This is a genomic window from Algoriphagus halophilus (genome assembly GCF_900129785.1).
Classification (GTDB): Bacteria; Bacteroidota; Bacteroidia; order Cytophagales; family Cyclobacteriaceae; genus Algoriphagus; species Algoriphagus halophilus.
The window spans coordinates 1,214,638-1,238,605 of sequence record NZ_FSRC01000001.1 but is presented as its reverse complement, the minus strand read 5'-3'; the positions used below and the strand labels follow the sequence as shown (position 1 = coordinate 1,238,605).

Here is a 23,968-nt window from a genome sequence, read left to right as displayed (position 1 = left end):
CCTCCGTAATGGAAAAAAAATCAACCGAACAGCTTCAAGAAGTAGCTTCCCAGGTGAGAAGGGATATCCTACGCATGGTCCATCAAGTACAATCTGGGCACCCAGGAGCATCATTAGGCTGCACTGAGTTTTTTACAGCCTTATATTTTGACCAAATGAAACATGACAACAGTTTCAAGATGGAAGGAAAAAATGAAGATTTATTCTTCTTATCCAATGGTCACATTTCACCAGTATGGTACAGTGTACTTTCAAGATCTGGTTATTTTCCAGTATCTGAACTAAGCACCTTTAGAAAATTGAATTCCAGATTACAAGGACATCCTGCCACTGAAGAACACCTTCCAGGAGTCAGAATCGCCTCTGGTTCATTAGGTCAAGGCCTTTCTGTGGCCATTGGTGCTGCTCAAGCAAAGAAAATTGACGGAGATGATCAATTGGTCTATGTCTTAATGGGAGACGGTGAGCAAGAAGAAGGTCAAATCTGGGAAGCAGCCATGTATGCAGCACACTGGAAAGTTGACAATTTGATTGCTACAATTGATCTCAACAGACAGCAAATTGACGGTCCTACTGAGAAAATCATGAATTTGATCGATCTAAGAGCAAAATATGAATCTTTTGGATGGACTGTAATCGACACCGAAAACGGGAACGACATGAAGTCTGTAGTAGAAGGTTTAGAGAAAGCAAAAAGTCTGACAGGACAAGGGAAACCAGTTTTGAACCTACTTCACACCGAGATGGGATTTGGAGTGGACTTCATGGTGGGTACACACAAATGGCATGGTATTGCTCCTAATGACGAACAGCTTGCAGATGCTTTGGCTCAGCTTCCAGAAACCTTGGGAGATTATTAATCAAAGCAATTTTTGACCTTCAATTCATAGAAAAAATGGAAAAGACATTGGATTTAAAATTCAACTATACAGATAAAAAAGATACGCGTTCTGGGTTTGGTGATGGCTTATTGGAAATAGGCCGCAAAAACCCTAACGTAGTGGGCCTTTGTGCTGACTTAATCGGTTCCCTAAAAATGGGAGCCTTTCAGAAGGAATTCCCTGAGAGATTCTTCCAGACAGGGATTGCGGAAGCCAATATGATGGGAATTGCTGCAGGGTTAAGTATCAGTGGAAAAATTCCTTTCACGGGAACATTCGCTAACTTCTCTACAGGAAGAGTTTATGATCAGATTCGTCAATCTATCGCCTATTCTGAGAAGAATGTAAAAATCTGTGCTTCTCATGCCGGTTTAACCTTAGGAGAAGACGGAGCAACGCACCAGATTTTAGAAGATTTGGGAATGATGAAAATGCTTCCAAATATGACTGTGATTAACCCATGTGATTACAATCAGACAAAAGCTGCTACCATGGCGATTGCTGAACATGAAGGACCGGTTTATTTGAGATTTGGACGTCCTGTATGGCCAATTTTCACCCCTGCTGACCAGAAATTTGAAATTGGTAAAGCTTGGAAAATGATCGATGGAAAAGATGTGACCATTTTTGCAACAGGACATTTGGTATGGGAAGCAGTCATCGCTGAAGCAATGCTTCGTGAAGAAGGCATTTCTGCTGAGGTAATCAACATTCATACAATCAAGCCTTTAGACGAAGAGGCCATTCTAGAATCCGTAGCAAAAACAGGTTGTGCCGTTTCAGCTGAGGAACACCAATACAATGGTGGTTTGGGTGACAGCATCGCACAAACCTTAATCAGAAACAATCCTGCTCCATTGGAATATGTGGGTGTGGATGATAGTTTTGGAGAATCAGGTACTCCTACTCAGCTACTTGAAAAATATGGCTTGAATGCCGATAATATTGTGAAAGCTGCTAAAAAAGCATTAGCAAGAAAATAAGAAGAAAAGCAATTGTTGCATTGTAAACCACAGTCATTTGGCTGTGGTTTTTTTATTCTTGGATTCTTCCTTCATCCATTTTTCCTTTGGCAACTGTTTTATGCTTTGAAAGCTCTTCCATATAAGCTTCCGTCTTTTGAAGGGCTTTATCCAACTGCGTTTCTAAATTATGGGAATTGGTATACGTAAAATACTGCACATGCTCTAAGGCTATTACATCTTGGAACATGGCATAAATGGAATCATGTTTATCATCATGAATCCAAGCTATTACCGGATTTCTGAAATTAGAGGTGATTTTTGCAAGTTCGGCAGGTACTGAACTCCCTTCTAAATTGGCAATAACAAACTTGCTTAAGCCAGCCATTGTCACCACATTTTCTATAATACTGGTATTTTCGGATGGATTAAAATCAAAAATGACTGGAATAAAATTTCTCTTCCGAAGTTTATCGGCTACATCCCTGAGCAATTCCAACCCCCCGTCTTTGAACTTACCAAGTAGCAAGACGGACTTTTGATTCAGTTGCTTTAAGGATTTGCCAAAACCTCCATCCTGCTGAATAAAATAAATAAATTGAGCTAGCGCGATGTCATCCACAAAGGCAACATGGCTATTACCTTTCAAATCTTTTCTTGAAAAATTATCCCTGTGTAGGAAAAGTTCTTTCTGTACTGTCTCATCGCTGATACAAACTTCCCAAGCGGACACCCCATATACATTACAACCTTCTATCCATGCTCCTGAGAAATCAGTACCAATAAAAGTCGAATTGTTTAACACACAGTCTATGAATTTGGCATTGGAAAAGTCTGTCCCAGAGCAATACGCTTTTCTGATCATACTTCCAGAAAAATCGGCCCCAGGAAAACCGGCGCTACTTAAATCTGACTCATACAAATAACAATTCGTCATATTTGCATTTGGGAAAACTGCACTTTCGAAGGAGGCTTTATGAAAAGAAGTATTTGAAAAATTAAATGGCAGATTCTGATCTGAAGTAGCACGTTCACCTTTGGTCAATACTATGTTCGGGTCTTTTCTGGCGAAAAATGGAAAAATAAACTCCCCATCAAGATCCGGTTGAATCAAAGGATTATCCTCTCTCCATTTATTCCAAACCCTTGGACCTTGTAGAAAAATCTCATAATGTTCTTTATTTGCCATCAGTTTGAAAAATTGGTTGTTATTAAATTTACTAATTAATCTCCCCTTTTGAAATTTAAAGCCCCATAAAAAAGAGGGGGATTATACCCCTAGTGCATTTTTGAAAAAGCTGTTATTTTTATAGTCTTGAGGCTTAATATGGAAATTTCTACAATCATCATGGAAGGGATTAAGCTGAGCCCTATTCAGGTTTCGGACCAAAAGAAGCTCTTTTATTTAATCCAAAAGGTGTATAAAGAAGCTTATCAGCATTTCTGGATAGACCAAGGCAATTGGTATGTAGATTTATGTTATAATCAAGACAACCTTCAAAAAGAACTCTCCAGGTCAAGAAGTCATTACTTTTTTGTAGAGTGGAATGAGAAACCAGTGGGTATTCTGAAGTATGACTATCCTTTTTCTCCTAGAGAAATCGACATTCCAAATGCGCTGAAGTTACACCGACTTTACCTGGATCAGTCCGTACATGGCAAAGGAATTGCTCCAATGCTCCTAACTCATGTCGAAAAAATCGCTTTGGAAAACGGACTCGATTATATCTGGCTGGAAGCAATGGTAGAAAAACCCCAAGCAAAACGGTTTTATGAAAAAATGGGTTTTAACGAGGTATTGACCTATCAATTGGAATTTGAACGATTACTTCCGGAATTTAGAGGTATTCAAATCATGAAAAAGAAAGTAAGTAGGACAACATAAGCCTTTGCCAGCAGAACAAAAACCAACCTTATTTTTATGAAAAGACCCTTGTATTTTGAAATCCTCTCCTTTTTCCTATCCATGTTTATAATGGCTTCTTGTCAAAAGAAAACCACTGTCAACGAACCTATTTTAACAGCAGGAATGAACAACTTTCAGTTTGCTATGCAACAGGAAGAAGGAGAAGAATTGGTTGGTGTTTATTATATGCCCTCATGGAATACTTCGCCTGATTCCTCTACCGACCGGGATAGTTTTTGGTCTTGTATCACGGGAAAAGAAAATTGTTCTAGCTTACAAAACCCAGGGATTTGGGGTCCAAAAGGTAGAGTGTACAATAAAAAATATCCTTATGAAGGCCCATATCTAGACAGAAAACCCATTGCTGAACTGAAAGGCTTTTACAAACGAGATGATCCGGAAGTGATTAAAAAGCAATTGGAATATATGAAGAGCTATGGAATTGACTTTTTTGCCTACGATTGGTTTTATGGCCGCCATTATTATTACCACCTCTATTTTGGCCCTCAGTCAAAAATATATTACCCCAAGGGCTGGAAAATTGACACCAACCGAGATGGCAGAGTAGCCGTTCCAGGATTGGTTGAATGGGGGGATCAATTGAAAGTAATGCTGGAGGTAAACGCGAAGCTTCCAAAGGAAAAACAAATGAAATGGGCGATCAACTGGTGTGATGACAGCCACGAACGATGGATGCATTGGTTGGAAATTGGTTCTCCGGATGCGAAAGCCCGAAAGGCAAATTATGAAGGCGAAAAACCCGATAAAGAACTTTATTTAAAAGTTCATGAAAAGATCACACAGCTTTGGATCGATGAATATTTCAAGCGTGGTGATTATCTAAAAGAAAAAGACGGGAGACCCATTGTGTATTTCTATTTTCCTCAGGATGCAGAATCTAGGGCAGCTTTTTATGGATTAAAATTGAAGGATCTATTGGATTTGTCTCAAGCCACCGCCAAAAAAGCAGGTTTTTCAGGCATCAAATTCATCGCTGTAACTGCGGGACCTATGCTAGAACGCGAAAGGGCCTATGGGCTTCCTACCAAATGGGTAGCTAAAAATCCCTCAAAACCTTGGGAAGGAGGATCCTACCAAAACAAACAGTTACTACAAGAATATGTCCCAAGGCTTAAAAGTATGGGGTTTGAGGGCATGACGGCCTATGTTTATCATAACTTTATGGAGAAGGATAATAAATCCTATGCTGATATGCGAGAGACCTACAAAGGACATTGGAACATGTGGAGCGAGAAATTTAAGGCAGACCCAGATTTCGAATACCAAGTTCCGGTAGCAATGGGATGGGATATGAGGCCTGCAGGAGGCACCTGGCCCCAGCAAACTGGTATTCCCAGCGAACCGATAAAGGATCGAGTCCATAGTGATAAAAAATCTTTTTTGGCAAAACTGGTGGATGCCCAAAAAGTATCAAAAAAATACCGATCCACTAATGGCAATACCATAATGATTTGCTGCTGGAATGAATATTTAGAGGGGAATTACATAGAACCCACCGAAGGACATGGATTTGATTACCTGGAATCCATTCAAGAAGTGTTTGGAAAAAAATAACCTATTCATTTCACGGAATGAAAACCCTTCCTTCTTATTTTTCAATAAAATGGGTAGATAATACCAATCAATGGAATTAAATAAATTAAATAATTAATTTTTTTCCTATCATGAAAATCATTTGATTTGATTTTTGACAAAAAAAGTATGACCAACCCCGACTACCTGACCATTCAAATAGGAAATAAAATCAAAAGCATCCGGAAAGAAAATGGATGGAAACTTGGTGAATTTGCCGAAAAATCCGGCTTAAGTATAGCCATGCTATCAAAAATTGAGAATGGTCGTGTCATACCTACCATCCCTTCCTTATTACAGATTATTCAAACGCTAAATCTGAATGTAGCAGAATTCTTTTCGGATTTGAAATCTAATGAAGAATTTAAAGGGTACATTTTTCGCAAAAAATCAGAATACACCTCTGTCAATAAAGAAGAGGAGTCTATTGGATATAATTACCAATTGATCCTGAACTACCCGATTGAGAAATCCTCCATGGAAATCTCTTTATTGACCTTGAATAGTCAAGCCAAGAGAAGCAGTGTTTCCACTTCGGGGTTTGAATATATTTATTTAATCAAGGGAAGTTTAAAATTCGAACTCGGCAAAGAGGTTTTTCATCTGGAAGAAGGAGACTCCCTGTTTTTTGATGGGAATATCCCCCATGTTCCTAAAAATGAACAACCGGAGGAAGCAGTCCTTTTAGTGGTGTATTTTATCACTATGAATTAATTGCCAATTCTGTTGCCAATTTTGTCTTCCTTTGAAGTAGGCCTAAGGTAATGATACATACAAGCAGCATCATGATACCTGCAAATTGGTTGAGGTCTCCCAAAAAATTAACCCAAGTTACTTGAGAGTTGCTGAATTCCTTAAATAATAACACGCCTACACTTCCTGTATACCCTAAGGCATCTGCGGTATAGAACAAAAAGCCCACATTTCCTTTAAATTTTAAAAGGGCCAAAAACCGTTCAAAAATCATACAGTGGAAGAGTATGTAAGGCAGGTACAGCCCAATTCCATTGATAATCATCCACCAAATTGGGGAGATCACCGCTGCTTCAAACAACCAGGTTACCAATACAATTGTAACACAGCAGCTCATGCATAGATACATCCCCCATTTAAAGGCTTTTTTATTATCCTGAATCAAAAAACCCACTGCTGCGATTATTAAAACAATGATCGCTACTGGTATTTCTGTAAGTGTAATCAGTTCTGGTTGGCCTTCTGCACCTAATTCAGCCCAAAATTCTACCATAAAATTGTCCCTAAAGTCCCTGACCACCGTCAACAGCACATATACGACTACCAGGCCAAGAAAAACCAATCCATGTTTCTTTAGGAAATCCAACCGCTGTTTTCTTTCCATAGGAACTCGCTCAGAACGTAATTCCAAGTCTTCTGGAGTCCTAACCTGCGCCTTGTTAAGCATTTTGATTGAAACCAAGAATACTGGAAAAAACAATAATGCAGTCAAGAACGGCATGATAAACTCCCCTACTCCAGTCAATTGCATTAGCCATAATCCAACTGATTTTACAAATCCAGTAGAAAAAATAAAGGTTGCACTTAAAGCAGCAGCAAGTAGCTCCGTATTTTTTCTTCCTTCCAAATAGGAAAAAACAAGACCAAACACAATTCCTAAAGGCAGCCCATTAAAAAAAAGCGCAATCGGCTTCAGGTTCATTGGTAAAAAGGCAAACAACAATAGCATGGCTAACCCAAAACTTACCAATCCAAAAAGAAATTGGGAGCGCTTTTCGCTCTTCATCTCCGAAACGAGTTTAATACCCAAAAATTTTGACAACATGTAGCCCAATACCTGACTAATCACCAAAATTGTTTTGAAGTCAAACCCGTAAAAATCCACCTCAGCATATTGCCCTGCTAGAAATGACTTTCGTACTGCATACATCCCCGTATAACATAAAAATGCCCCCAACATGAGCCAAAATGTGGAATAACGGCTTGTGGAAGGAAGGTTCAAGGATGTGTGTTTTTTCATTTCAAGAAATTAATAACTGATGGATTCGAATTCCTGTACTCTATTTTAAATTCAATCCAATTTCAATGGAAGTATAAGAAACTACGATCGGATTCTTGATACCCTGCTGAAAAGTATGTTCATTTTATGTTTAGAAGCCAAAATAGGCATAGGTCATGCGAAGCAACAAAGGTAGTCGGGTCATTTAAGAATAATTTAATTCTAATATTAATAGATTATTAATTTTTCTGAAACAGAAATTAATTTTCTTATTTGGAAAATAATTGATTTTCTTTGTTCTGGAATTAATACTCTTCCAAAAAAAAATAAAGAATCAATTTTCTTTAAAGTTTAAAACATGTGTAACCAAGAGGCCCTCGCCATGGTATTTCAAGAAATTGAAAAACCATTCCACGCTCAAACAGTGAAGTTTCCTGAACTTAAACAGGGGGAAGTATTAATTCAAATCACCTATGCCACCATATGTACCAGCGATCTTCATACCTATTATGGTAGAAGAAAATCGCATGCACCCAGTGTCTTGGGACATGAGGTAATTGGTAAAGTGGTCGACATCGCTCAAGGAGGAGTCAGGGATTATACTGGTGAGCAGCTTCAGTTGAATGATTTGGTTACCTGGTCAGTATACGCACATGATCACGATGGTAAAATGGCCCAAAAAGGTTTTCCTCAAAAGTCAGAAGATCTTTTCAAATATGGCCATGAAGAAATCAAAGGGAAGGATGTATTGAGCGGTGGATTTGCTTCCCATTGCCATTTAAGAGCTGGAACAGATATTTTTAGAATTCCTGAGAACGTATCGCATAAAGAAGCTACTCCCTTAAATTGTACACACGCCACTATAGCAGGTGCAATAAGGCTTGCTGGAGATTTGCACCACAAAAATGTATTGGTGATTGGAGCTGGAATGTTGGGGATTTCTGCTTGTGCTATGTCAAAATACGCAGGTGCCAAGCAGGTTTTTTCTATGGATATCCATACAGACCGAGTGGAAAACACATTTCAATTTGGCAGTGATCACGGCTTAGATGCTCACTTTTCCAAAGATGAAATTTTACATCACATGAAAACTTATGGAGGAATTGATGTGGTGATAGATACCAGCGGTTCCGCAGAAGCAATGGAAAAAGGGTTAAGTATTTTAAATATTGGGGGCATTTCTATTTGGGTTGGAGCGGTGTATACTCAAAGAAACCTATCCTTTAGCGCAGAATATATTGTTCGAAACCTTTTATCAATCAAAGGTTTACATAATTATAAACCAGAAGACTTGGCCTATGCCATTCAGTTTCTAAGTGAAACCAATAAAAAATATCCTTTTGAGTTCTTGGTATCCAAAGACTTCCCTTTAACTCAATTGGATAAAGCATTTGAGAGTGCCAAATCAGAGGGAAACTATCGAGTAGGAATCAAACCCATGTAAATAAGATCATTTAAAAAAAGTAAAATGAATAACAAACCTGAAATCAACATGGTCATTTTCGATATGGCAGGAACCACTGTCAACGAAGATAATGTAGTATACAAATCACTTCAAAAGGCCATCAACAACCTTGGACATAATTTTTCTTTAAATACGGTCTTATTAAATGGAGGAGGTAAAGAAAAGCTTCAAGCTGTGAAAGACATCATGAAACCAGCTTATAGTTCTCAAGAGGAACTAGAAAAAGATGCCCAAATCGCATTTGCTGAATTTCTCGAGATTCTTAAAAAAGCATATGCTGATTTGGAAGTAAGCACTTATGAGGGGACAGAATCCCTCTTTAAAGATCTTCGATCTAATGATATCAAAGTGGTGTTGAATACAGGGTACAATGAGAAAACAGCTACTTCATTGTTAGATAAACTTCAATGGAAAGAGGGAGAAACCTATGATCTTCTAGTTACCGCTGACGATGTACAAAACAGCAGACCTGCACCGGATATGATCTTTGTGGCGATGGAAAAGATGGGAATTGAGGATGCCAATAAAGTTGCCAAAATCGGAGATTCCATTGTGGATATTGAAGAGGGAAAATCTGCGGGATGTGGACTTACATTTGGAGTAACTACAGGTGCTCAGACTGCAAGTCAATTGGAAACAGGCCATCCCGATTACATCATCGACTCTTTATTGGAAATCAAAGAATATATATCGCTCAAAAATCCAGCTCATAAGTAGTGAGATCTGAAAAAATGAATAGAAGAGAGTTTATTCATACTGCCGGTATTACCACCGTAAGCCTTTTTCTACCAAACCTATCTCAAGTTTTTGCAGAACAAGTTAAGGGGAAAACCCAAATTGGGGTCATCAGTGATTTACATCATGACATCATGCATGATGGTGAAGAACGGCTTTTGGAGTTTCTAGAGGCATCTAAGAAAAAGGATTTGGCAGCGATCATCCAAATGGGAGATTTTGCCTATCCTTCAAAAGAAAATATCGACGTTATACAACTCTTTAACAAGGCTCATTCCTCCTCTTTGCATGTGATTGGCAATCATGATACAGATGGAGGCTTCACAAAAGAGCAATGTTTAGAGGTTTGGGATATGCCATCTCCTTATTATTCGAAAGTGATAAATGGTATATTGCTCATTGTGCTGGATGGAAATGAAAAAGGTTCTCCAAGTCATACAGGCGGCTATCCATCTTTTATTGGATCGCAACAATTGGAATGGCTTCAACAAGAATTGGAAAATAGCCCCTATCCAGTTTTAATTGTATCTCACCAACCACTAGCTGGAGTAATAGCAGTAGATAATGAAAAAGAGATTCAATCCATCCTTTCCAACTATTCTGAAAAAATTCTTCTTTGCATCAATGGGCATTCGCATATTGACCAGCATCTTGAAATTGAAGGAGTTAATTATGTACATATTAATTCTGCATCTTACTATTGGGTAGGAGGAAAATATAAACATGATAGCTACTCCGAATCCATTCATCAAGAACACCCTTATATTTCTTCCACTTGTCCTTACGAACACAGTCTTTTCGCTTTTTTGACCATTGATATTGGGAACAAAAAAGTGATGATTGAAGGAAAAAAAACCAAATGGGTTGGGAAATCACCGGATGACTTAGGTTTTAAAATCGAAGAAAACCCTGAGTTGAATGAATGGATCATGCCAAAAATTCAAAACAGAAAAATTCAATAATGAAGGCCTCTTTGATCAAATTCAAGGAGGCTTTTTTTGTTTTTCATCTTGATTCAAAAACTCCAATTGGTTGAATTGAAAACATTTTAAAACACGCTCAGTCTAACTTTTTAAAAAAAAGGGAAGTTATATAGAAGAATTGATCTCGAATCCATTCAGCTTTTTTGAGGGTTGAGCTTCATGAACCCAGCTATTAAAAAATTAATTTATTGGATTATAAATAGAAATTACTAAACTTTATTGTCTATCAATTACTAAAAACATGTTGGATCAATTATTAAATTTAGCTGAAGGCCCATTAGAGGAAATGTTGGCAGGAATGAATCAACCTGACCCAAAATCTTCAGCTAGTGCATTAAAAGAGTCTGTTTTGTCAAGTCTTCAAAAACAAGTGGCTTCCGGTGACCTCGACGGAGTTAAAGAAATGTTTTCTGGACAAGAAACAGCTCCATCTTCTCCAATAGTCAATCAGCTGAAAGGAAATGTCACCGAAGGTTTAATGGAGAAACTTGGAATTTCTAAAGAACAAGCTTTGAGCATTGCCGCTGCAGCCTTACCAATGATATTAAACTTTTTTAATAAAAGAGTGAATGATGCCCCTCAAGACAATCAGGACATTATGTCTTCAGTATTGGCTTCACTTCAAGGAAATTCAGGGAAAGTCAATCCTACTGAACTTTTGGGATCCTTAATGGGGGGAAGCAAAAATGGAGGTGGCATGGATCTAGGAGGACTGATGGACTTAGGCAAAGGCCTTTTTAACTAAAAAAAATCAAAACTATTCGCATTTCTATCAAGTTTAAACATCAAACTTTACAACCATGAATTTGAACAAATTTTTAATTGCCTTTGCTATGGTAGCCTTTGTTGGCTTAAGTGCTCAGGCACAAGGCCTAAAAATCCCCAAAATGGATATGGCTTCCCAGGTTTTAGGCATTTTAAATGACACCAAGGGGCTCGATTTAAGCTCAGACCAGCAAAGTAAACTGGAAGTCAACAATAAAAGCTTTGTAGATGACCTAATGAAAATAAATGGAAGTTCAGCATCTGATGATGATAAAAAGGCAAGCTTCCTCAACCTTAAGAATAGTCGAACCAAATTTTTGACTGATCTGCTTGGGAGTGATTTATTTAAAAAATATTCAGGTAAAATACTCCAATCTATCAATCCACTTAAACCTAAATTGGGATTGGCCGCATTGGCATTTTAATAAAACTCAAAGGGAAAAGAGGCTAGGTATGAATTAAACATCCTAGCCTCTTTACTTTAATTCCATCTCCCGATTAATTCCATTTCTTTTTATTCAGGATTTTCATCAATTCTTCTGCTAAATATTGTCCTTTCATTTGGATGATTTCTCTGGGGGTATTATCACCTACTTCAAAGGTCATGGATTCGGCTTGATGGACGAAAAAGAAATAGGAATTGGAGGTTACGCTTCTTTGATTTCCTTCATTGGGACGGATATTGGGCACATAGTCTGGAATTCTCTTGGATGATTTTTTGATCACTTTAGGGATTAATCCTGGAAAATTTCCTTCCAACTCCTCATTATTGGTATAAAAAATATCCTCCCAAGTGGAATGAAAATCTGCAGCAAAAACAAACTTCCCTCCAGTTTCTTTCACTTTATTATCCATAAAATCCGATAAGGCTTTTGTTTCAGGTTGATTGAAATTCACCCAGTCCCTATTTAAATCGATTCCCCCTAAATTATGTCTCCAATGACCATTGGCCACCCCATCTGGATTCATCTGGGGCATCACATATAAATTGTATTTTCTCCGAAATTTTCTGGCTTGGGGACTGTCCTTCACCAGTTCTTCAATGAAAGCTTGCATCGCAAGAAATCCTGTCAATTCTGGAGGATGTTGCATAGAAATGACCATCAACATTTCCTTGTCATCCGCTTCCCCGATCTTCAATACTTCCAAAGTCCTCCCTTCTTTGCTTTTCCCAATTGTAATCTTAGAAACAAATTCTTTTTGTAAAAGGTCCTCTTTCCATTGTTGCACATGAGCAGTACCCATTCTGTCCTGAGCTGCAATCCACAAAGAATCTGGGGAACTTCTAACTTTCAAGAATCCTAGTTCTGGTCTCCTTTCGTCTGTTTCAGGTAGAAAAAAATCAGTAGAGTCTACGTTGACAAAATTAACTCCATCCCTACTGAATTTTGGAAAATAACGGTGAAACCCAATTCCTCCATAAGTAAACTGGATCCAAAATTCATTAGACTCTTTAGACCATAGTTTGAACCCATACCAAGGGCTAGGATTGATCGGTTGGTTTTCCGGTAAAATCGTCACTTGAATTAGCGTATCATTTATTCTCTTAACTCCATTCAGCCTTGCTCCTTCCAGTTCATTAGAGAAATATACCCCCTCTCCAGCCTCAAATTTTTGTTTGGTCTGGAAAGTGATCGGTTGATCAGTTGTCTCTATAATCTGAATAGGTCCTTGTCCCTCCCATTGAGAAACAGTTTTACAAGAGAAAAGAAGTCCCAAAGAAATTAGACTAAGAAGGCAACTAAATTTGATAGTTTTCATGGGATTAGATAAATGAACACTGAGGTTTTGAAGATAGGATTTCCTTGTTTAAAACTCTTCGGTTCCAAAGAGAATTAAAAAAAGTAAAATATCCTTCAGATTACCTAAAATTGATTTTTACCAAAACAAATTTTGAGATTGGCAAGAATTGAAATTTTTTACTTTTTGGACCTTGAGCCAATTTTAAAAAAGCAGTGTAATATTATCAAAAGAAAATTATGGGGAGCTGGAAGGCAATTTTTTCAACTCTTTAAATCTTGATTCTTGGATGAGGTAATCTCTTTTCCCTTTTTAATATTTTTTAGTTACATGCCTTCCTATCACTTAAATTAATTTTCACTAGATTTTTTCCTAAACGGATTGTACAAATAAACTTCAGGCAGTTAAAAAGTAATTTTTTAATCAAGATTGCAATACTAATATATTAAATACTAGATACTTTAGTTGTTTTGTAATATTTACCCTAAATCCTTAAATATCAGAAAGTGATTGATATTTTTTTATATTATTAGAGGTTTTAATTATATATTAAGGAGGTGAAGAAAAGCTGCAAATATCAATCATATTTTAAGCATGTAGCCTCTTTTCAGTCAAACATTAAAAAACCATTTCAACAATTTTTCATCAACCAATTAACTTTATGAAACAACTTAAAAAATCCAGATTTCTGCCCTTTTTAATTGCTTTGGGCTTTTTATTTAATGCTTGCGAAAGCATCATCATTGAAGATGAACATGTAAATACCATGGCCTCTGAAGATGAATTAAATACCAGTCGTTTTAATCTAAATGAATTACCTGTAGTCACAGATTTTTCCAACTTAAGAGTAGGCGACTATACAGGTAGGTATCTTATCTTAACGAAAGGAGATAATCTACCTAAAAACATCGGAAAAAGTATTGCTGATGCAGGAGGAGAGATCGTGAAGTCTTATCCTGAAATTGGGGTTGCGGTGGCTATATCCAAATCTTCGGAATTTCTTATTAAAGCACGAAAGATCAGTAGTGTTGAATCGGTAACTCCAGACTTTATTTTGCAGTACACCAAAGATCCTGAAGAGGTAAATGAACTAGAAGGACCTGTAGCACAAGGCGATCCCTTTGATTACCAAAGTGCATTTTTCGATGGTTTCCAATGGGCTCCTGAATCAATCAACGCTCCTACCGCCTGGGACAATGGCTATACAGGTGAAGGTGTTAGAGTTGCTATTATCGATGGAGGTATCCATTCATCCCATCAAGACCTTGCCCCTAATCTGGACATGGCTAGTTCTGTTTCAACTGTTCCAGGACAACCTTGGAACTTTGATACTGGAACTTTTTGGCATGGAACTCACGTGGCTGGGATTGTAGCGTCTTCAGGGTTAGCTACTGTCGGAATTGCACCAAAAGCTACTCTTATCGGGGTTAAATCCCTTCACAGTGGTTCTGGAGCATTTGAATGGGTTCTAGAAGGAATGGTTTATGCAGCTACTCCTCAATCTATGGGGGGAGCAGGAGCTCAGGTAATAAATATGAGTCTTGGAGCTACCATCGATTATAGAACTGATTGGAAGGATAAGGAATTCAGAGATGCCATTACAGAGTTACAGAAGATTTTTGATCGTGTGAGCCGTTATGCTTATCAACTTGGCGTAACCATTATTGTAGCTGCCGGAAATGATGGATTAAACTTGGACGACAATAATGAATTCACTGTGATCCCAGCACAAAATCAACATATCATTTCTGTTGGTTCTACTGGGCCTACCGGCTGGCAATTAGGAGCATCTAATTTTACGGATCCAGCTTATTATACCAATTCCGGTAAATCTGGAGTGGACATTGCTGCTCCAGGGGGTACTGTAGGTCTTGCTTTGATTGACGGGAATTTTTCGAATTGTCAATTGGACGGCACCAATTTATCTCTTGTAAGATTTTGCTATGTATTCGATATGGTATTTAGTACTGTCAGAGGAACTACAAATGGATCTTACGGTTGGGCACAAGGTACTTCTATGGCAGCTCCTGCAGTAGCTGGAGTAGTTGCACTCATTATGGAATCAAATGGAGGAGCAATGAAACCTGCACAAGTGAAGACTACCCTATTCAGCTCCTCAACAGATCTTGGTAAGCCAGGAAATGATGAATATTATGGAGCAGGTTATGTCAATGCTGCAAAAGCCTTAGGATTAGAATAGTAAAAAATTAAAATTGACATTTGAAGCACTGAGAGCAATCTCAGTGCTTTTTTATTGGTATTCATTCCTTTTTTAGACACCCTCCATTCCAGCAACTCACCAATTCTTAAACAAGTTCCGTAAAAACACTATACTTCCGGAAAAATGATATTATGCAAAATATTATTTTACACTTTTGCATTTATTGCAATTTTTAATCCTTCCCAGAAAATATTGAATGATAGTTTATGGCTAAATTCAAAGTACTATTTATCAACAGGAGATGAAATTACTTTTTCGAAATGATCTGGCCATGATTCTAGGGGGAGATTACCTCTCTTCTTTTTTTAACATCTTCTATATCATCGCTTTCTTAGCTGTAACCGCTATCCTGATTTTAGAGGGTATTAAAAGAAAAATACCTCTTGTTAGTTGGTTGATTGTGTTAGCATTCTCAAGGCTTTTTTTCATCATTGGCACCAAAGTCAATTCTTATGAATCTTCTGAATGGCTGCACCTATTCCAAAACCTAGCCCTTCCTGAGGCGGAAGGAAAAGTTCTTTTGGGAGGAGTTCTTTTGGGGCTGATCAGCTTTATAATCGGGATTAAACTGTTTAAAATCTCATTTTCAAGTATTGATTCATTTGCTTTTGCCTTTCCTGTTGGGTTGGCTTTACAACGTTTTGGATGTCTGCTATTAGGATGTTGCTATGGTACTCCAACCACATTACCCTGGGGGGTAAGGTATGGATTTGATAGCCCTCCACATGCCCATTATTTTAATCTTGAACTCTTAGAGGGACTGAACTCCCCCACTCCTAGTTTACATCCTTTTCAGTTCTATGAAATCTTAAATGGGATCGCGGTAATCCTGATTTTAGTTTATTTAAAAAAGAAAATTAAGAAGTCCGGAAATTTATTTTTGATTTCTTTAAGTATCTGGGCTTTTATCAGATTTTTTACAGAGTTTTTTAGGGATCCTAGTGCACACGCCATGGGTGGAACACTAGTTTATGGTCTGAAAACCATGCAGTGGGTTTTACTTTTCATCTCTATTTTCACCACACTCATCATTATATATAGGGAAAGAAAATCCGAGCATTTGACCTTAGTCACAAAAAGCTACTATCCAAGCTTTTTTACCGCTATCATTTTTTTAGGGATGACAGTAGTGATGACTTGGTCCCTAAGATTTTGGATGAGTTTCGCTGAATTGCTAGCAATGAACCTCATGCTTTTTCCCAGTATAGCCCTCTTTTCCGTTCATTATTTTAAAGAAAATACGGTTCCTCAATTTCGTTGGGGAGTGTTAGCTAGTATGATTCTACCTGTTTTTTTAATGAGTCAAACTTGGAACAAATTACCTGAAGACAGCACTCAGGTAAAAAGCTATGATTTTATCAAAGGAGGGTATTCATCCGGAAATTATTTTTCTACCTCAGTTTATAGAGGCTCCTCAAGTAGCAATTCTGGTTGTGCAAATAACTATCAATATTCTGCATTTGAATCTACTTATTCGACAGGAGGCCTTGGGATTGGAAGAGCAAAAATCAGTGATGATGGAATATTAACCTATGGCATTAATCTCTCTTATGGTCAACTTACAGAGAAGAAGCTCGATGCTGATCCAATTACCTCCAAAAGCAAAACTCTTTTCTCAGTAAACCCTTATGTTAAAAAAGATTGGAAATGGATTGGATTAGGAGCTGGGCTTCATTTGGGAAGTCTAGGATGGAATGGTTTTACAGAAAAGGAAGTAGATAAACCCGACCCTGCAACTTTAATTGTAAATACACCAGTTTATATCCAATCCTATATGAGAATTGGGCCAGAAAGAATTCTATTCATTGATGGAGGAGTTTCCAACAATCTTCCTAGCCCCTTTCCAGGGATGAGGTTTGAAGGCGCAATCGGAACAGGATTTGGGTTGCCCGCAGGAAATAAATTTAGAATTGGAACCAGTGACCTGGGAACATTCATCCAAGCTCAAGCGATCATAGAAAGAAAGTATTTGTTTAACCTGACTTATCAATTTTCAGATGTTACCGATGGAGGATATCCAGGATACAACAACCCTCGAAACAGCCAGATTTTATTGAATTTCGAATACCGCTTTAATTTCAGAAAATAAAAAAACCCTCCAATGAATTGGAGGGTCATTTCTAAGTTTAACTTCTTTAAATTTTAAACTTTCGGCAGTTCCCATCCATTGTGGTAATGCGCCTTGATCAATTGGTTGGCCTCTGAATCCGTGAACTGATTTTTGGTAGCATCCCAATACACTTTCTTACCGGTCTTATAGGCAATATTTCCCATCTGCGCATTAATAGCGGCCACACTTCCTGTTTGAATGGCACAATGCAACAAACTCGGATCATTCGCCTTCACCGCTTCCACAAAATTGACAGCATGATGATCCAAGGCATTTCCTTCTCCTCGAGTATGAGGAACCTCAGCCACTTTTGGAACACGCTGTCCATCTTTATTCTCCGTTTCAGGAATCACTTTCCATCCTCCTCTATTCACCACCAAAGTTGCATTGTTTCCAATAAAAGCAATTCCCTCAGTAGTGCCATAATTACCTCCATCTATACCTGTGGCATGTTCCCAGAGCATATTAAATCCGTCGTACTCATATACCGTCTGAAGGGTATCTGGGGTTTCAGAAGCATCATCCGGGTAAGCAAATTTTCCTCCAGAAGCCATCACGGATTTAGGTGCGCTCACTCCCATTGCATAGAGGGCTATATCGATTTCATGTACTCCCCAATCCGTCATCAAGCCACCTGCATAGTCCCAAAACCAACGGAAATTGAAATGGAATCTATTGGGGTTGAAAGGACGCTCAGGCGCAGGTCCCAACCACATCTTATAATCTACCCCAGCAGGGGCAGTTCCATTTGGCAATACTGGAACAGGCTTCATCCAACCCTGGTAGGCCCAACATTTAACCAATCGAATTTGGCCCAACTGGCCAGATTTCACATAATCTATTGCTTGGGCATATTGTGTTCCGGAACGCTGCCACTGCCCTACTTGCACCACTTTCCCATATCGCTCCTGAGCTTTTACCATCAGTTGACACTCTTCTATTGTATTAGCAATAGGTTTCTCTACATACACATTCTTTCCGGCAGAAACGGCATCCACCATATTCAGGCAATGCCAATGGTCTGGAGTCCCAATGATGACAATATCTATATCTGGATCCTCCAGCAACTTTCGATAATCCTTGTACAGCTTGGGACGGGTTCCACGAAGTTTGAATACATCTTCACTTCTCCGGTCCAAAACACTTTGATCCACATCAGCAATTGCCACGCAATTGACTTCAGGTAATTTCAGATGGGCGTTCATATTGGACCAGCCCATTCCATTTGCTCCAATCAATCCATAGTTCAATTGATCAGATGGTTTTACTTTTCGGGTGTATCTTCCAAAATCTGCTGCGGTCAAGATCGTAGGCATGCTTAATCCTGCTCCTACCAGAATGGAATTTTGGATAAATCGTCTTCTAGATGACATGGTTATTTGGTTTATTGAGTTTGGACAAAAAAAGGAGCAGCATAAAAATATGTTGCTCCTTTCAAATGATTATTTAAAGCTTACGAACCCAAATATTTCTAAATCTTACTGGGTTTCCATGGTCTTGCAATTTGAGAGGCAATTCTTCTGGATGTGCTTTATAATTTGGAATACCAATGTATTCGGTTGGACCTTTTAAGGTAACATGGTTTTGAACCAAAACTCCATTCATTAACACGGTAACAGTAGCTGGAGAAGTGACGATCCCATCTTTGTTAAAGCGAGGTGCTTTAAAGATGATGTCATAGTAATTCCATTCACCAGGAGGTCTTAAAGCCATTGCCAAAGGAGCAAACTGCTTGTAAATACTACCTGCTTGACCATTGGTATAGGTTTTACTTTCGTAGCTATCCAATACTTGAACTTCATACAATCCCATCAAAAAGAAGCCTGAATTACCACGGCCTTGACCTTCCCCAACAATTTCGGTAGGTGCTGACCATTCTACATGATATTGTGCATCTCCAAAAGCAAGTTTGGATTGAATATCACCTTTTCCGCGAGTAACTACCAACTCACCATTTTCGATGGTCCATTCTGCCGGACTGGTCCCATCTTTTGCGCTTACAAAACCATTCAAGCTTGTTCCATCAAACAAAACGATGGCATCAGAAGGAGGCGCAGTGTTATGAGCTCCTGGTGTGACTCTTGGAGGTACTGGAGTGTAAAATTCAGTTGCCTCTGGTCTCATTGGAGGCGGGGTTTTCTCTTGAGCACAAGCTAAAAAGCTGATACTAAATGCTGATAAGGTAAGCGCCAGGGTCAGCGATGTCTTTTTCATACAATAGATTATTTTAGGATAAATACTAAGGAGGATAATTTACTTCAAATTGACAGCAAACAAAAAACCATTGATGGATTTTTACCATTTTCCCTGAAATTCTATTCGATTTTGAAATAAATTGGACCTATGAAAAAACCACTACTTTCTTTATTTCTCGGAATATTCATGTGTTTGACCAGTCAGGCACAAGAAAACTACTTCTTTCCCGGTGAGACATTTAACCCGAATGTTCCATCGCCTTCTGAATTCCTTGGCTATAAAATTGGTGATTGGCATACGAGGTATGACCTAATAGTCAAATATTTCGAAAAGCTCGACGAACTCTCGGAGATGGCTTCCCTAAAAACCATCGGTTATACGCATGAGTTGCGACCCAAAATTATATTGACCATTGCTTCAGAGGCCAATATGGCAAACCTGGAAGAAATTAGGTTAAAGCAATTACAATTAGCAGACCCTTCACAACCAAAACCAGATGTGAGCACCATGCCATCCATTATTCATCAAGGATATGGTGTACATGGAAACGAACCTTCTTCTGCAGAAGCGGCTATGCTTACCGCCTATTGGCTTTTGGCATCGCAGTCTGACTTAGCCAAAAATTTAAGAGAAAATGCGGTGGTCCATTTTGACCCGACCGTAAACCCGGATGGTAGAGATCGTCACAGTCATTGGGCAAATACCAATAAAGGCTTCCCTCCTGTAGCAGATCCTATGGATAGGGAACATAACGAAGTTTGGCCGGGAGGTCGAACCAACCACTATTGGTTTGACTTGAACCGTGATTGGCTTCCTTTGGCACACCCTGAATCCCAGGCCAAAATTGCCTGGTATCATACTTGGTATCCTAATGTGACTACTGACTTCCATGAAATGGGAACAAATAGCACCTATTTCTTTGAACCTACCAAACCCTATGGAAGTGAAAACCCTGTGGTACCCAGAAAAAATTACGATGACATCAACACGAGATTTGCGAAGTATTTTTCAAAATACCTAGATGAAATCGGTAGCCTGTATTGGACCAAAGAAGTCTTTGACAACAGCTACCCAGGGTATGGAAGTACCTACCCTGACATCCATGGAGGATTGGGCTTGGTGTTTGAGCAAGCAAGTAGCCGTGGTCATTTGCAGAGCAGCCAAAGAGGTGACATTAGCTTTGAATTTACAATTCGAAACCATGTAAGAAGTTCCCTGGCCACTATGGAAGCTGCATTGGACAACAAAGACTTCATGCATGATTATTTAAGAGAGTTCTTTGAAACTGCAGTTTCTGAAGGAGCGAAAGACCCTGCCAAGAATTATGTCTTTGGAGATGAATTTGACGAGAATAGAAACAGAATGTTTGTCCAATTCTTAATGGATCATCAAATTAAAGTCTATGAAAACACTGATGACCTAAGTTTGGGCGGCTATGATTTCAAGAAAGGTAAATCCTGGGTCGTTCCTACTTCACAACCACAGTATAGAATGGTAAGAACTATGTTTGAAGAAGTCACCGAGTTTGCCGATTCTGTTTTTTATGATGCATCTACTTGGACCATGGCTCATGCCTATGGAATGCCTTACGCTGCAGGGCCTTCGGTGAAGTTAGGGGAACAAGTAACTAACAATACTCCTACTCCTTATGAATTTCCAGAAGGAAAAGCTTATGCCTATTTAATTGATTGGTCTGACTATTACGCCCCAAAAATGCTTTTTGACTTACAAAAAGCAGGTGTCCATGTTGAAATTGTGAATAGACCTTTTACTTCCCAGACCCAAAATGGTCCAAGAGAATTTGGAGCTGGCACTTTAATGATTCCCATGGGATTCCAAAGTTTGAGTGAAAGTAATGTAACAGACGAATTGAAAACTTTATCCGTGGTAAATCATCAGCAGGTTTATGCCACGAGCACTGGTTTTAATCTGGAAGGAATTGATCTTGGTTCCAATTTAGTGGGTGCAGTCACCCAACCAAAAGTCATCATGGTGGTGGGAGATGGAGTTTCCAGTTATGAGGCTGGTGAAATCTGGTATTTATTGGACTCTGAGCTAGGAATGCCGATCACCAAAGTCAATTCAGATCAGATGGGAAGAGTAAATCTATTTGATTACAATACACTTATCCTTCCATCTGGCAATTACAATTCTTTCTCGGAATCAGTAGTAAACCATCTAAAAGACTGGATTAATCGTGGAGGCACCGTGATTTCGATGAAAACCGCCAGTCTTTGGTTAAATCAAAAGGAAATTATCAAAGAAAGTATGGTAGCCCGTGGAGAAAGCACGGACCCAAAAGAGCTTCCATTTGCTGAAAGGTCTGCATTTGAAGGGGCAAAACAAGTGGGTGGAAGTATCTACATGGCCAGGTTGGATCTTACCCATCCCATCGCATATGGCTACAACAGAGAAACGCTTCCTGTATATAGAAATAACTCCATCTTTGTTCAGCCTAGTAAAGACAAGTACCTCACTCCTATTCGATATACCGAGAACCCATTACTCGGCGGGTATATTTCTGATAAAAACTTGGAGTTGTTAAAGCAAAGTGCAAGCCTGATTGTTACTCCAGTTGGAAGAGGGCGTGTAATCAATTTCTTTGATTCCCCTAATTTCAGAGGAACTTGGTTTGGTACTAACAAGCTCTTTTTAAATGCAATTTTCTTCGGAGACAAAATGGATTAACACCATCGTCTACACCAATAAAAAGCCACCTTGAACATCAAGGTGGCTTTTTCATTTAAAATCACATGAAAAATCTACGAACTAATCGTAGATACGATTAAATTTTTTAACGGATATACGTCAGTGTAATGATACCTGCCAATTTTCCCATAGGAGATTCAAACTCCACCTCATGCTTGGTTACTAATTCCTCATCAGATAAAGAAACAATACTATACTTGGTTTCCTCATCTCCATTCATAGTCAGGATAAGCATGCCTTGGCCTTCATTAAACCTCCAGGTACCAGATCCATTCATATCACCTTGCCCGGCAAATATTTCAAAGTTTCCATCCTCATTAAGGATTAACCTACCTCCTTCATGAAGTGCCCTACCACCTTCTATCATAGCGGTCATATCAGGGCCTTCTGTTTGCTCAAACTGAAATTCAGTACCTTTCCATACGCCCATTAAGTCTGTTTGACTCATGGCCAAATCACAGGAGAAAAGACCCACCATAAGCACCAGTAAAGGTAGCCCTAAGAAGAATCTCATCTTTTGATTGGATTTCGATTTTGTTTTGTTCATCATCATTATTCTTTTTTTGGTTTGAAATTGATTAAAGTTATTCATGAATTGAAGCCCACAATCTTTACTCAGCTGTTTCACTAACAGTCTAGAATAGGCAATCGTAGAGTAATTGGTAGTTACAGCTCGATCCGCTTGGAATTCATGAATTTCACGAAGTTGTTTTTCTAATAAATAAATGGCCGGATTAAACCAAAATACCGCTTTGATCAACTGAAGAAATAATACATCCCAAGTATGACCTTGCTGAACATGTACAGATTCATGGATCAAAATCTGATTGATTTCCTCATCTCTTTCTGAGTATTCTGGTAGCATGATATAATTAAAGAAAGAGGCAGGGATAAACTGTGAATTGATCACGAGAGTCATTTTTCCCACTACTACTTTCTTTGAACTAGCGATTAATAGTAGCGTACTTAAAATACCAGAAAATAGTTGAAGGAGTCTATACAAAACACCGATTAGAAAAATGATAAAAGGAATGATTTTCCAATCAAAAGTAGAGGAATCCTCCACAGGAATTACTCCATTCGCTTGACCTTCCAGCCAAGTCAAAGAAGAATTGAGGGGAATCAAGGTGGACGTACCTAAAAATTGAAAATCAAAAGAAAGTAAAGGCAAAACAACCGCTGCCACCAAAAGAGTCAATACCGTAATTCTTCCCAAAGAAAAGAACGTAAGGTCTTCAATCAACACTTTATAGAACAGCACAATCAATGAGATACCAATGCTTCCTTTCAATAAATAGATAAATAGAAATTCCATAACTATTATTTTTTCTCGTAGCCATCAATCATTTTTTGGAGCTCTTCCAGCTCTTTTTCCGACACCTTTTTCTCCTTGACCAAAAAGGAAAGAACGTTTTCCACAGATCCTCCAAAAAAGTTTTTCAACAACGTATTAAAACTCTTTTTCCTATACTCGCTTTCAGGAATCAAAATAAAGTACTCATTGGTTTTACCATAAGATTTGTGTCCTAGGTACCCTTTCTTTTCCAAGACCTTTATTGAAGAAGCCAAGGTCGTATAAGGAGGTTTAGGTTCAGGAAGCTGATCCAAAACATCGCGAACAATAGCTCGCTCTAGCTTCCAGAAAATACGCATAATCTGCTCTTCGTTGGCGGTTAATTCTTCCATGAATCTAAAGTAAATAAGTTTATCCATAAAACCTACGAATAATT

General features: G+C 38.5%; 20 protein-coding genes. 13 read left to right on the top strand and 7 right to left on the bottom strand.

Annotation, left to right across the window (positions count from 1 at the left end; translation table 11 throughout):
* The first annotated feature begins 8 nt into the window (after nt 1–8).
* Together BUR11_RS05260 and BUR11_RS05255 are read left to right on the top strand one after the other, a co-directional pair.
* Nucleotides 9–860, top strand: coding sequence for a transketolase (locus BUR11_RS05260; RefSeq protein ID WP_074223748.1), 852 nt, complete (start codon nt 9–11; stop codon nt 858–860).
* A 35-nt stretch (nt 861–895) separates the two neighbouring features.
* Nucleotides 896–1,864, top strand: coding sequence for a transketolase family protein (locus tag BUR11_RS05255; protein ID WP_074223747.1), 969 nt, complete (start codon nt 896–898; stop codon nt 1,862–1,864).
* Nucleotides 1,865–1,916: 52 nt separating this feature from the next.
* On the opposite strand, the gene BUR11_RS05250 is transcribed toward BUR11_RS05255, so the two are convergent.
* Nucleotides 1,917–3,032, bottom strand: coding sequence for a pentapeptide repeat-containing protein (locus BUR11_RS05250; protein WP_074223746.1), 1,116 nt, complete (start codon nt 3,030–3,032; stop codon nt 1,917–1,919).
* A 138-nt stretch (nt 3,033–3,170) separates the two neighbouring features.
* On the opposite strand from BUR11_RS05250, the gene BUR11_RS05245 reads away from it, so the two are divergent.
* The 3 genes from BUR11_RS05245 to BUR11_RS05235 all read left to right on the top strand — a co-directional run bounded on the left by BUR11_RS05245 (nt 3,171) and on the right by BUR11_RS05235 (nt 6,056).
* Nucleotides 3,171–3,728 carry a GNAT family N-acetyltransferase gene (locus tag BUR11_RS05245; protein ID WP_074223745.1) on the top strand — a complete coding sequence of 186 codons (558 nt, stop codon included), beginning with the start codon at nt 3,171–3,173 and terminating at the stop codon, nt 3,726–3,728.
* Nucleotides 3,729–3,764: 36 nt separating this feature from the next.
* On the top strand, nt 3,765–5,324 hold the full coding sequence (locus BUR11_RS05240) for a glycoside hydrolase family 99-like domain-containing protein (protein ID WP_074223744.1): 1,560 nt from the start codon (nt 3,765–3,767) through the stop codon (nt 5,322–5,324).
* A 147-nt stretch (nt 5,325–5,471) separates the two neighbouring features.
* Nucleotides 5,472–6,056, top strand: a complete 585-nt coding sequence (locus BUR11_RS05235) for a helix-turn-helix domain-containing protein (protein ID WP_074223743.1) — start codon at nt 5,472–5,474, stop codon at nt 6,054–6,056.
* Here the strand turns inward: BUR11_RS05235 and BUR11_RS05230 are convergent.
* The gene (locus tag BUR11_RS05230; protein WP_074223742.1) at nt 6,046–7,335 is read right to left on the bottom strand and encodes a DUF5690 family protein; all 1,290 of its coding nucleotides are present in this window, start codon (nt 7,333–7,335) and stop codon (nt 6,046–6,048) included. The genes BUR11_RS05235 and BUR11_RS05230 overlap by 11 nt on opposite strands.
* Before the next feature lie 337 nt (nt 7,336–7,672).
* Between BUR11_RS05230 and BUR11_RS05225 the strand changes: the two genes are divergently transcribed.
* The 5 genes from BUR11_RS05225 to BUR11_RS05205 all read left to right on the top strand — a co-directional run bounded on the left by BUR11_RS05225 (nt 7,673) and on the right by BUR11_RS05205 (nt 11,687).
* The gene (locus tag BUR11_RS05225; RefSeq protein WP_074223741.1) at nt 7,673–8,758 is read left to right on the top strand and encodes a zinc-binding dehydrogenase; all 1,086 of its coding nucleotides are present in this window, start codon (nt 7,673–7,675) and stop codon (nt 8,756–8,758) included.
* Between the two features lie 24 nt (nt 8,759–8,782).
* A complete protein-coding gene (locus BUR11_RS05220; protein WP_074223740.1) occupies nt 8,783–9,496 on the top strand; it encodes a phosphonatase-like hydrolase in 714 nt (237 codons plus the stop codon).
* 14 nt (nt 9,497–9,510) lie between these two features.
* The gene (locus BUR11_RS05215) at nt 9,511–10,476 is read left to right on the top strand and encodes a metallophosphoesterase family protein (protein ID WP_074223739.1); all 966 of its coding nucleotides are present in this window, start codon (nt 9,511–9,513) and stop codon (nt 10,474–10,476) included.
* A gap of 262 nt (nt 10,477–10,738) precedes the next feature.
* Nucleotides 10,739–11,242, top strand: a complete 504-nt coding sequence (locus BUR11_RS05210) for a DUF937 domain-containing protein (RefSeq protein WP_074223738.1) — start codon at nt 10,739–10,741, stop codon at nt 11,240–11,242.
* Nucleotides 11,243–11,297: 55 nt separating this feature from the next.
* Nucleotides 11,298–11,687, top strand: a complete 390-nt coding sequence (locus BUR11_RS05205; RefSeq protein ID WP_074223737.1) for a hypothetical protein — start codon at nt 11,298–11,300, stop codon at nt 11,685–11,687.
* 73 nt (nt 11,688–11,760) lie between these two features.
* On the opposite strand, the gene BUR11_RS05200 is transcribed toward BUR11_RS05205, so the two are convergent.
* Nucleotides 11,761–13,023: a M14 family metallopeptidase gene (locus tag BUR11_RS05200; protein ID WP_074223736.1), complete on the bottom strand. Its 1,263-nt coding sequence runs from the start codon at nt 13,021–13,023 to the stop codon at nt 11,761–11,763.
* Between the two features lie 640 nt (nt 13,024–13,663).
* Between BUR11_RS05200 and BUR11_RS05195 the strand changes: the two genes are divergently transcribed.
* Complete coding sequence (locus tag BUR11_RS05195; protein WP_074223735.1) at nt 13,664–15,202, top strand: S8 family peptidase; 1,539 nt, start codon at nt 13,664–13,666, stop codon at nt 15,200–15,202.
* Between the two features lie 262 nt (nt 15,203–15,464).
* Complete coding sequence (locus tag BUR11_RS05190; protein ID WP_074223734.1) at nt 15,465–17,312, top strand: prolipoprotein diacylglyceryl transferase; 1,848 nt, start codon at nt 15,465–15,467, stop codon at nt 17,310–17,312.
* Nucleotides 17,313–17,365: 53 nt separating this feature from the next.
* Here BUR11_RS05190 and BUR11_RS05185 read toward each other — a convergent pair whose 3' ends face one another.
* Both BUR11_RS05185 and BUR11_RS05180 read right to left on the bottom strand, forming a co-directional pair.
* Nucleotides 17,366–18,706, bottom strand: a complete 1,341-nt coding sequence (locus BUR11_RS05185) for a Gfo/Idh/MocA family protein (RefSeq protein WP_074223733.1) — start codon at nt 18,704–18,706, stop codon at nt 17,366–17,368.
* A gap of 73 nt (nt 18,707–18,779) precedes the next feature.
* The gene (locus BUR11_RS05180; protein ID WP_074223732.1) at nt 18,780–19,547 is read right to left on the bottom strand and encodes a 3-keto-disaccharide hydrolase; all 768 of its coding nucleotides are present in this window, start codon (nt 19,545–19,547) and stop codon (nt 18,780–18,782) included.
* A 129-nt stretch (nt 19,548–19,676) separates the two neighbouring features.
* On the opposite strand from BUR11_RS05180, the gene BUR11_RS05175 reads away from it, so the two are divergent.
* Nucleotides 19,677–22,217, top strand: coding sequence for a M14 metallopeptidase family protein (locus BUR11_RS05175; RefSeq protein WP_074223731.1), 2,541 nt, complete (start codon nt 19,677–19,679; stop codon nt 22,215–22,217).
* Nucleotides 22,218–22,323: 106 nt separating this feature from the next.
* On the opposite strand, the gene BUR11_RS05170 is transcribed toward BUR11_RS05175, so the two are convergent.
* Both BUR11_RS05170 and BUR11_RS05165 read right to left on the bottom strand, forming a co-directional pair.
* Complete coding sequence (locus tag BUR11_RS05170; protein ID WP_074223730.1) at nt 22,324–23,553, bottom strand: M56 family metallopeptidase; 1,230 nt, start codon at nt 23,551–23,553, stop codon at nt 22,324–22,326.
* A 5-nt stretch (nt 23,554–23,558) separates the two neighbouring features.
* The gene (locus BUR11_RS05165; RefSeq protein WP_317045226.1) at nt 23,559–23,951 is read right to left on the bottom strand and encodes a BlaI/MecI/CopY family transcriptional regulator; all 393 of its coding nucleotides are present in this window, start codon (nt 23,949–23,951) and stop codon (nt 23,559–23,561) included.
* Nucleotides 23,952–23,968: the final 17 nt, after the last annotated feature.

Excerpts from the sequence above, each read along its gene's own strand:
- BUR11_RS05260 (WP_074223748.1), top strand. The coding sequence starts at position 9 with ATGGAAAAAAAATCAACCGAACAGCTTCAAGAAGTAGCTTCCCAGGTG.
- BUR11_RS05255 (WP_074223747.1), top strand. The coding sequence starts at position 896 with ATGGAAAAGACATTGGATTTAAAATTCAACTATACAGATAAAAAAGAT.
- BUR11_RS05250 (WP_074223746.1), bottom strand. The coding sequence starts at position 3,032 with ATGGCAAATAAAGAACATTATGAGATTTTTCTACAAGGTCCAAGGGTT.
- BUR11_RS05245 (WP_074223745.1), top strand. The coding sequence starts at position 3,171 with ATGGAAATTTCTACAATCATCATGGAAGGGATTAAGCTGAGCCCTATT.
- BUR11_RS05240 (WP_074223744.1), top strand. The coding sequence starts at position 3,765 with ATGAAAAGACCCTTGTATTTTGAAATCCTCTCCTTTTTCCTATCCATG.
- BUR11_RS05235 (WP_074223743.1), top strand. The coding sequence starts at position 5,472 with ATGACCAACCCCGACTACCTGACCATTCAAATAGGAAATAAAATCAAA.
- BUR11_RS05230 (WP_074223742.1), bottom strand. The coding sequence starts at position 7,335 with ATGAAAAAACACACATCCTTGAACCTTCCTTCCACAAGCCGTTATTCC.
- BUR11_RS05225 (WP_074223741.1), top strand. The coding sequence starts at position 7,673 with ATGTGTAACCAAGAGGCCCTCGCCATGGTATTTCAAGAAATTGAAAAA.
- BUR11_RS05220 (WP_074223740.1), top strand. The coding sequence starts at position 8,783 with ATGAATAACAAACCTGAAATCAACATGGTCATTTTCGATATGGCAGGA.
- BUR11_RS05215 (WP_074223739.1), top strand. The coding sequence starts at position 9,511 with ATGAATAGAAGAGAGTTTATTCATACTGCCGGTATTACCACCGTAAGC.
- BUR11_RS05210 (WP_074223738.1), top strand. The coding sequence starts at position 10,739 with ATGTTGGATCAATTATTAAATTTAGCTGAAGGCCCATTAGAGGAAATG.
- BUR11_RS05205 (WP_074223737.1), top strand. The coding sequence starts at position 11,298 with ATGAATTTGAACAAATTTTTAATTGCCTTTGCTATGGTAGCCTTTGTT.
- BUR11_RS05200 (WP_074223736.1), bottom strand. The coding sequence starts at position 13,023 with ATGAAAACTATCAAATTTAGTTGCCTTCTTAGTCTAATTTCTTTGGGA.
- BUR11_RS05195 (WP_074223735.1), top strand. The coding sequence starts at position 13,664 with ATGAAACAACTTAAAAAATCCAGATTTCTGCCCTTTTTAATTGCTTTG.
- BUR11_RS05190 (WP_074223734.1), top strand. The coding sequence starts at position 15,465 with ATGAAATTACTTTTTCGAAATGATCTGGCCATGATTCTAGGGGGAGAT.
- BUR11_RS05185 (WP_074223733.1), bottom strand. The coding sequence starts at position 18,706 with ATGTCATCTAGAAGACGATTTATCCAAAATTCCATTCTGGTAGGAGCA.
- BUR11_RS05180 (WP_074223732.1), bottom strand. The coding sequence starts at position 19,547 with ATGAAAAAGACATCGCTGACCCTGGCGCTTACCTTATCAGCATTTAGT.
- BUR11_RS05175 (WP_074223731.1), top strand. The coding sequence starts at position 19,677 with ATGAAAAAACCACTACTTTCTTTATTTCTCGGAATATTCATGTGTTTG.
- BUR11_RS05170 (WP_074223730.1), bottom strand. The coding sequence starts at position 23,553 with ATGGAATTTCTATTTATCTATTTATTGAAAGGAAGCATTGGTATCTCA.
- BUR11_RS05165 (WP_317045226.1), bottom strand. The coding sequence starts at position 23,951 with ATGGATAAACTTATTTACTTTAGATTCATGGAAGAATTAACCGCCAAC.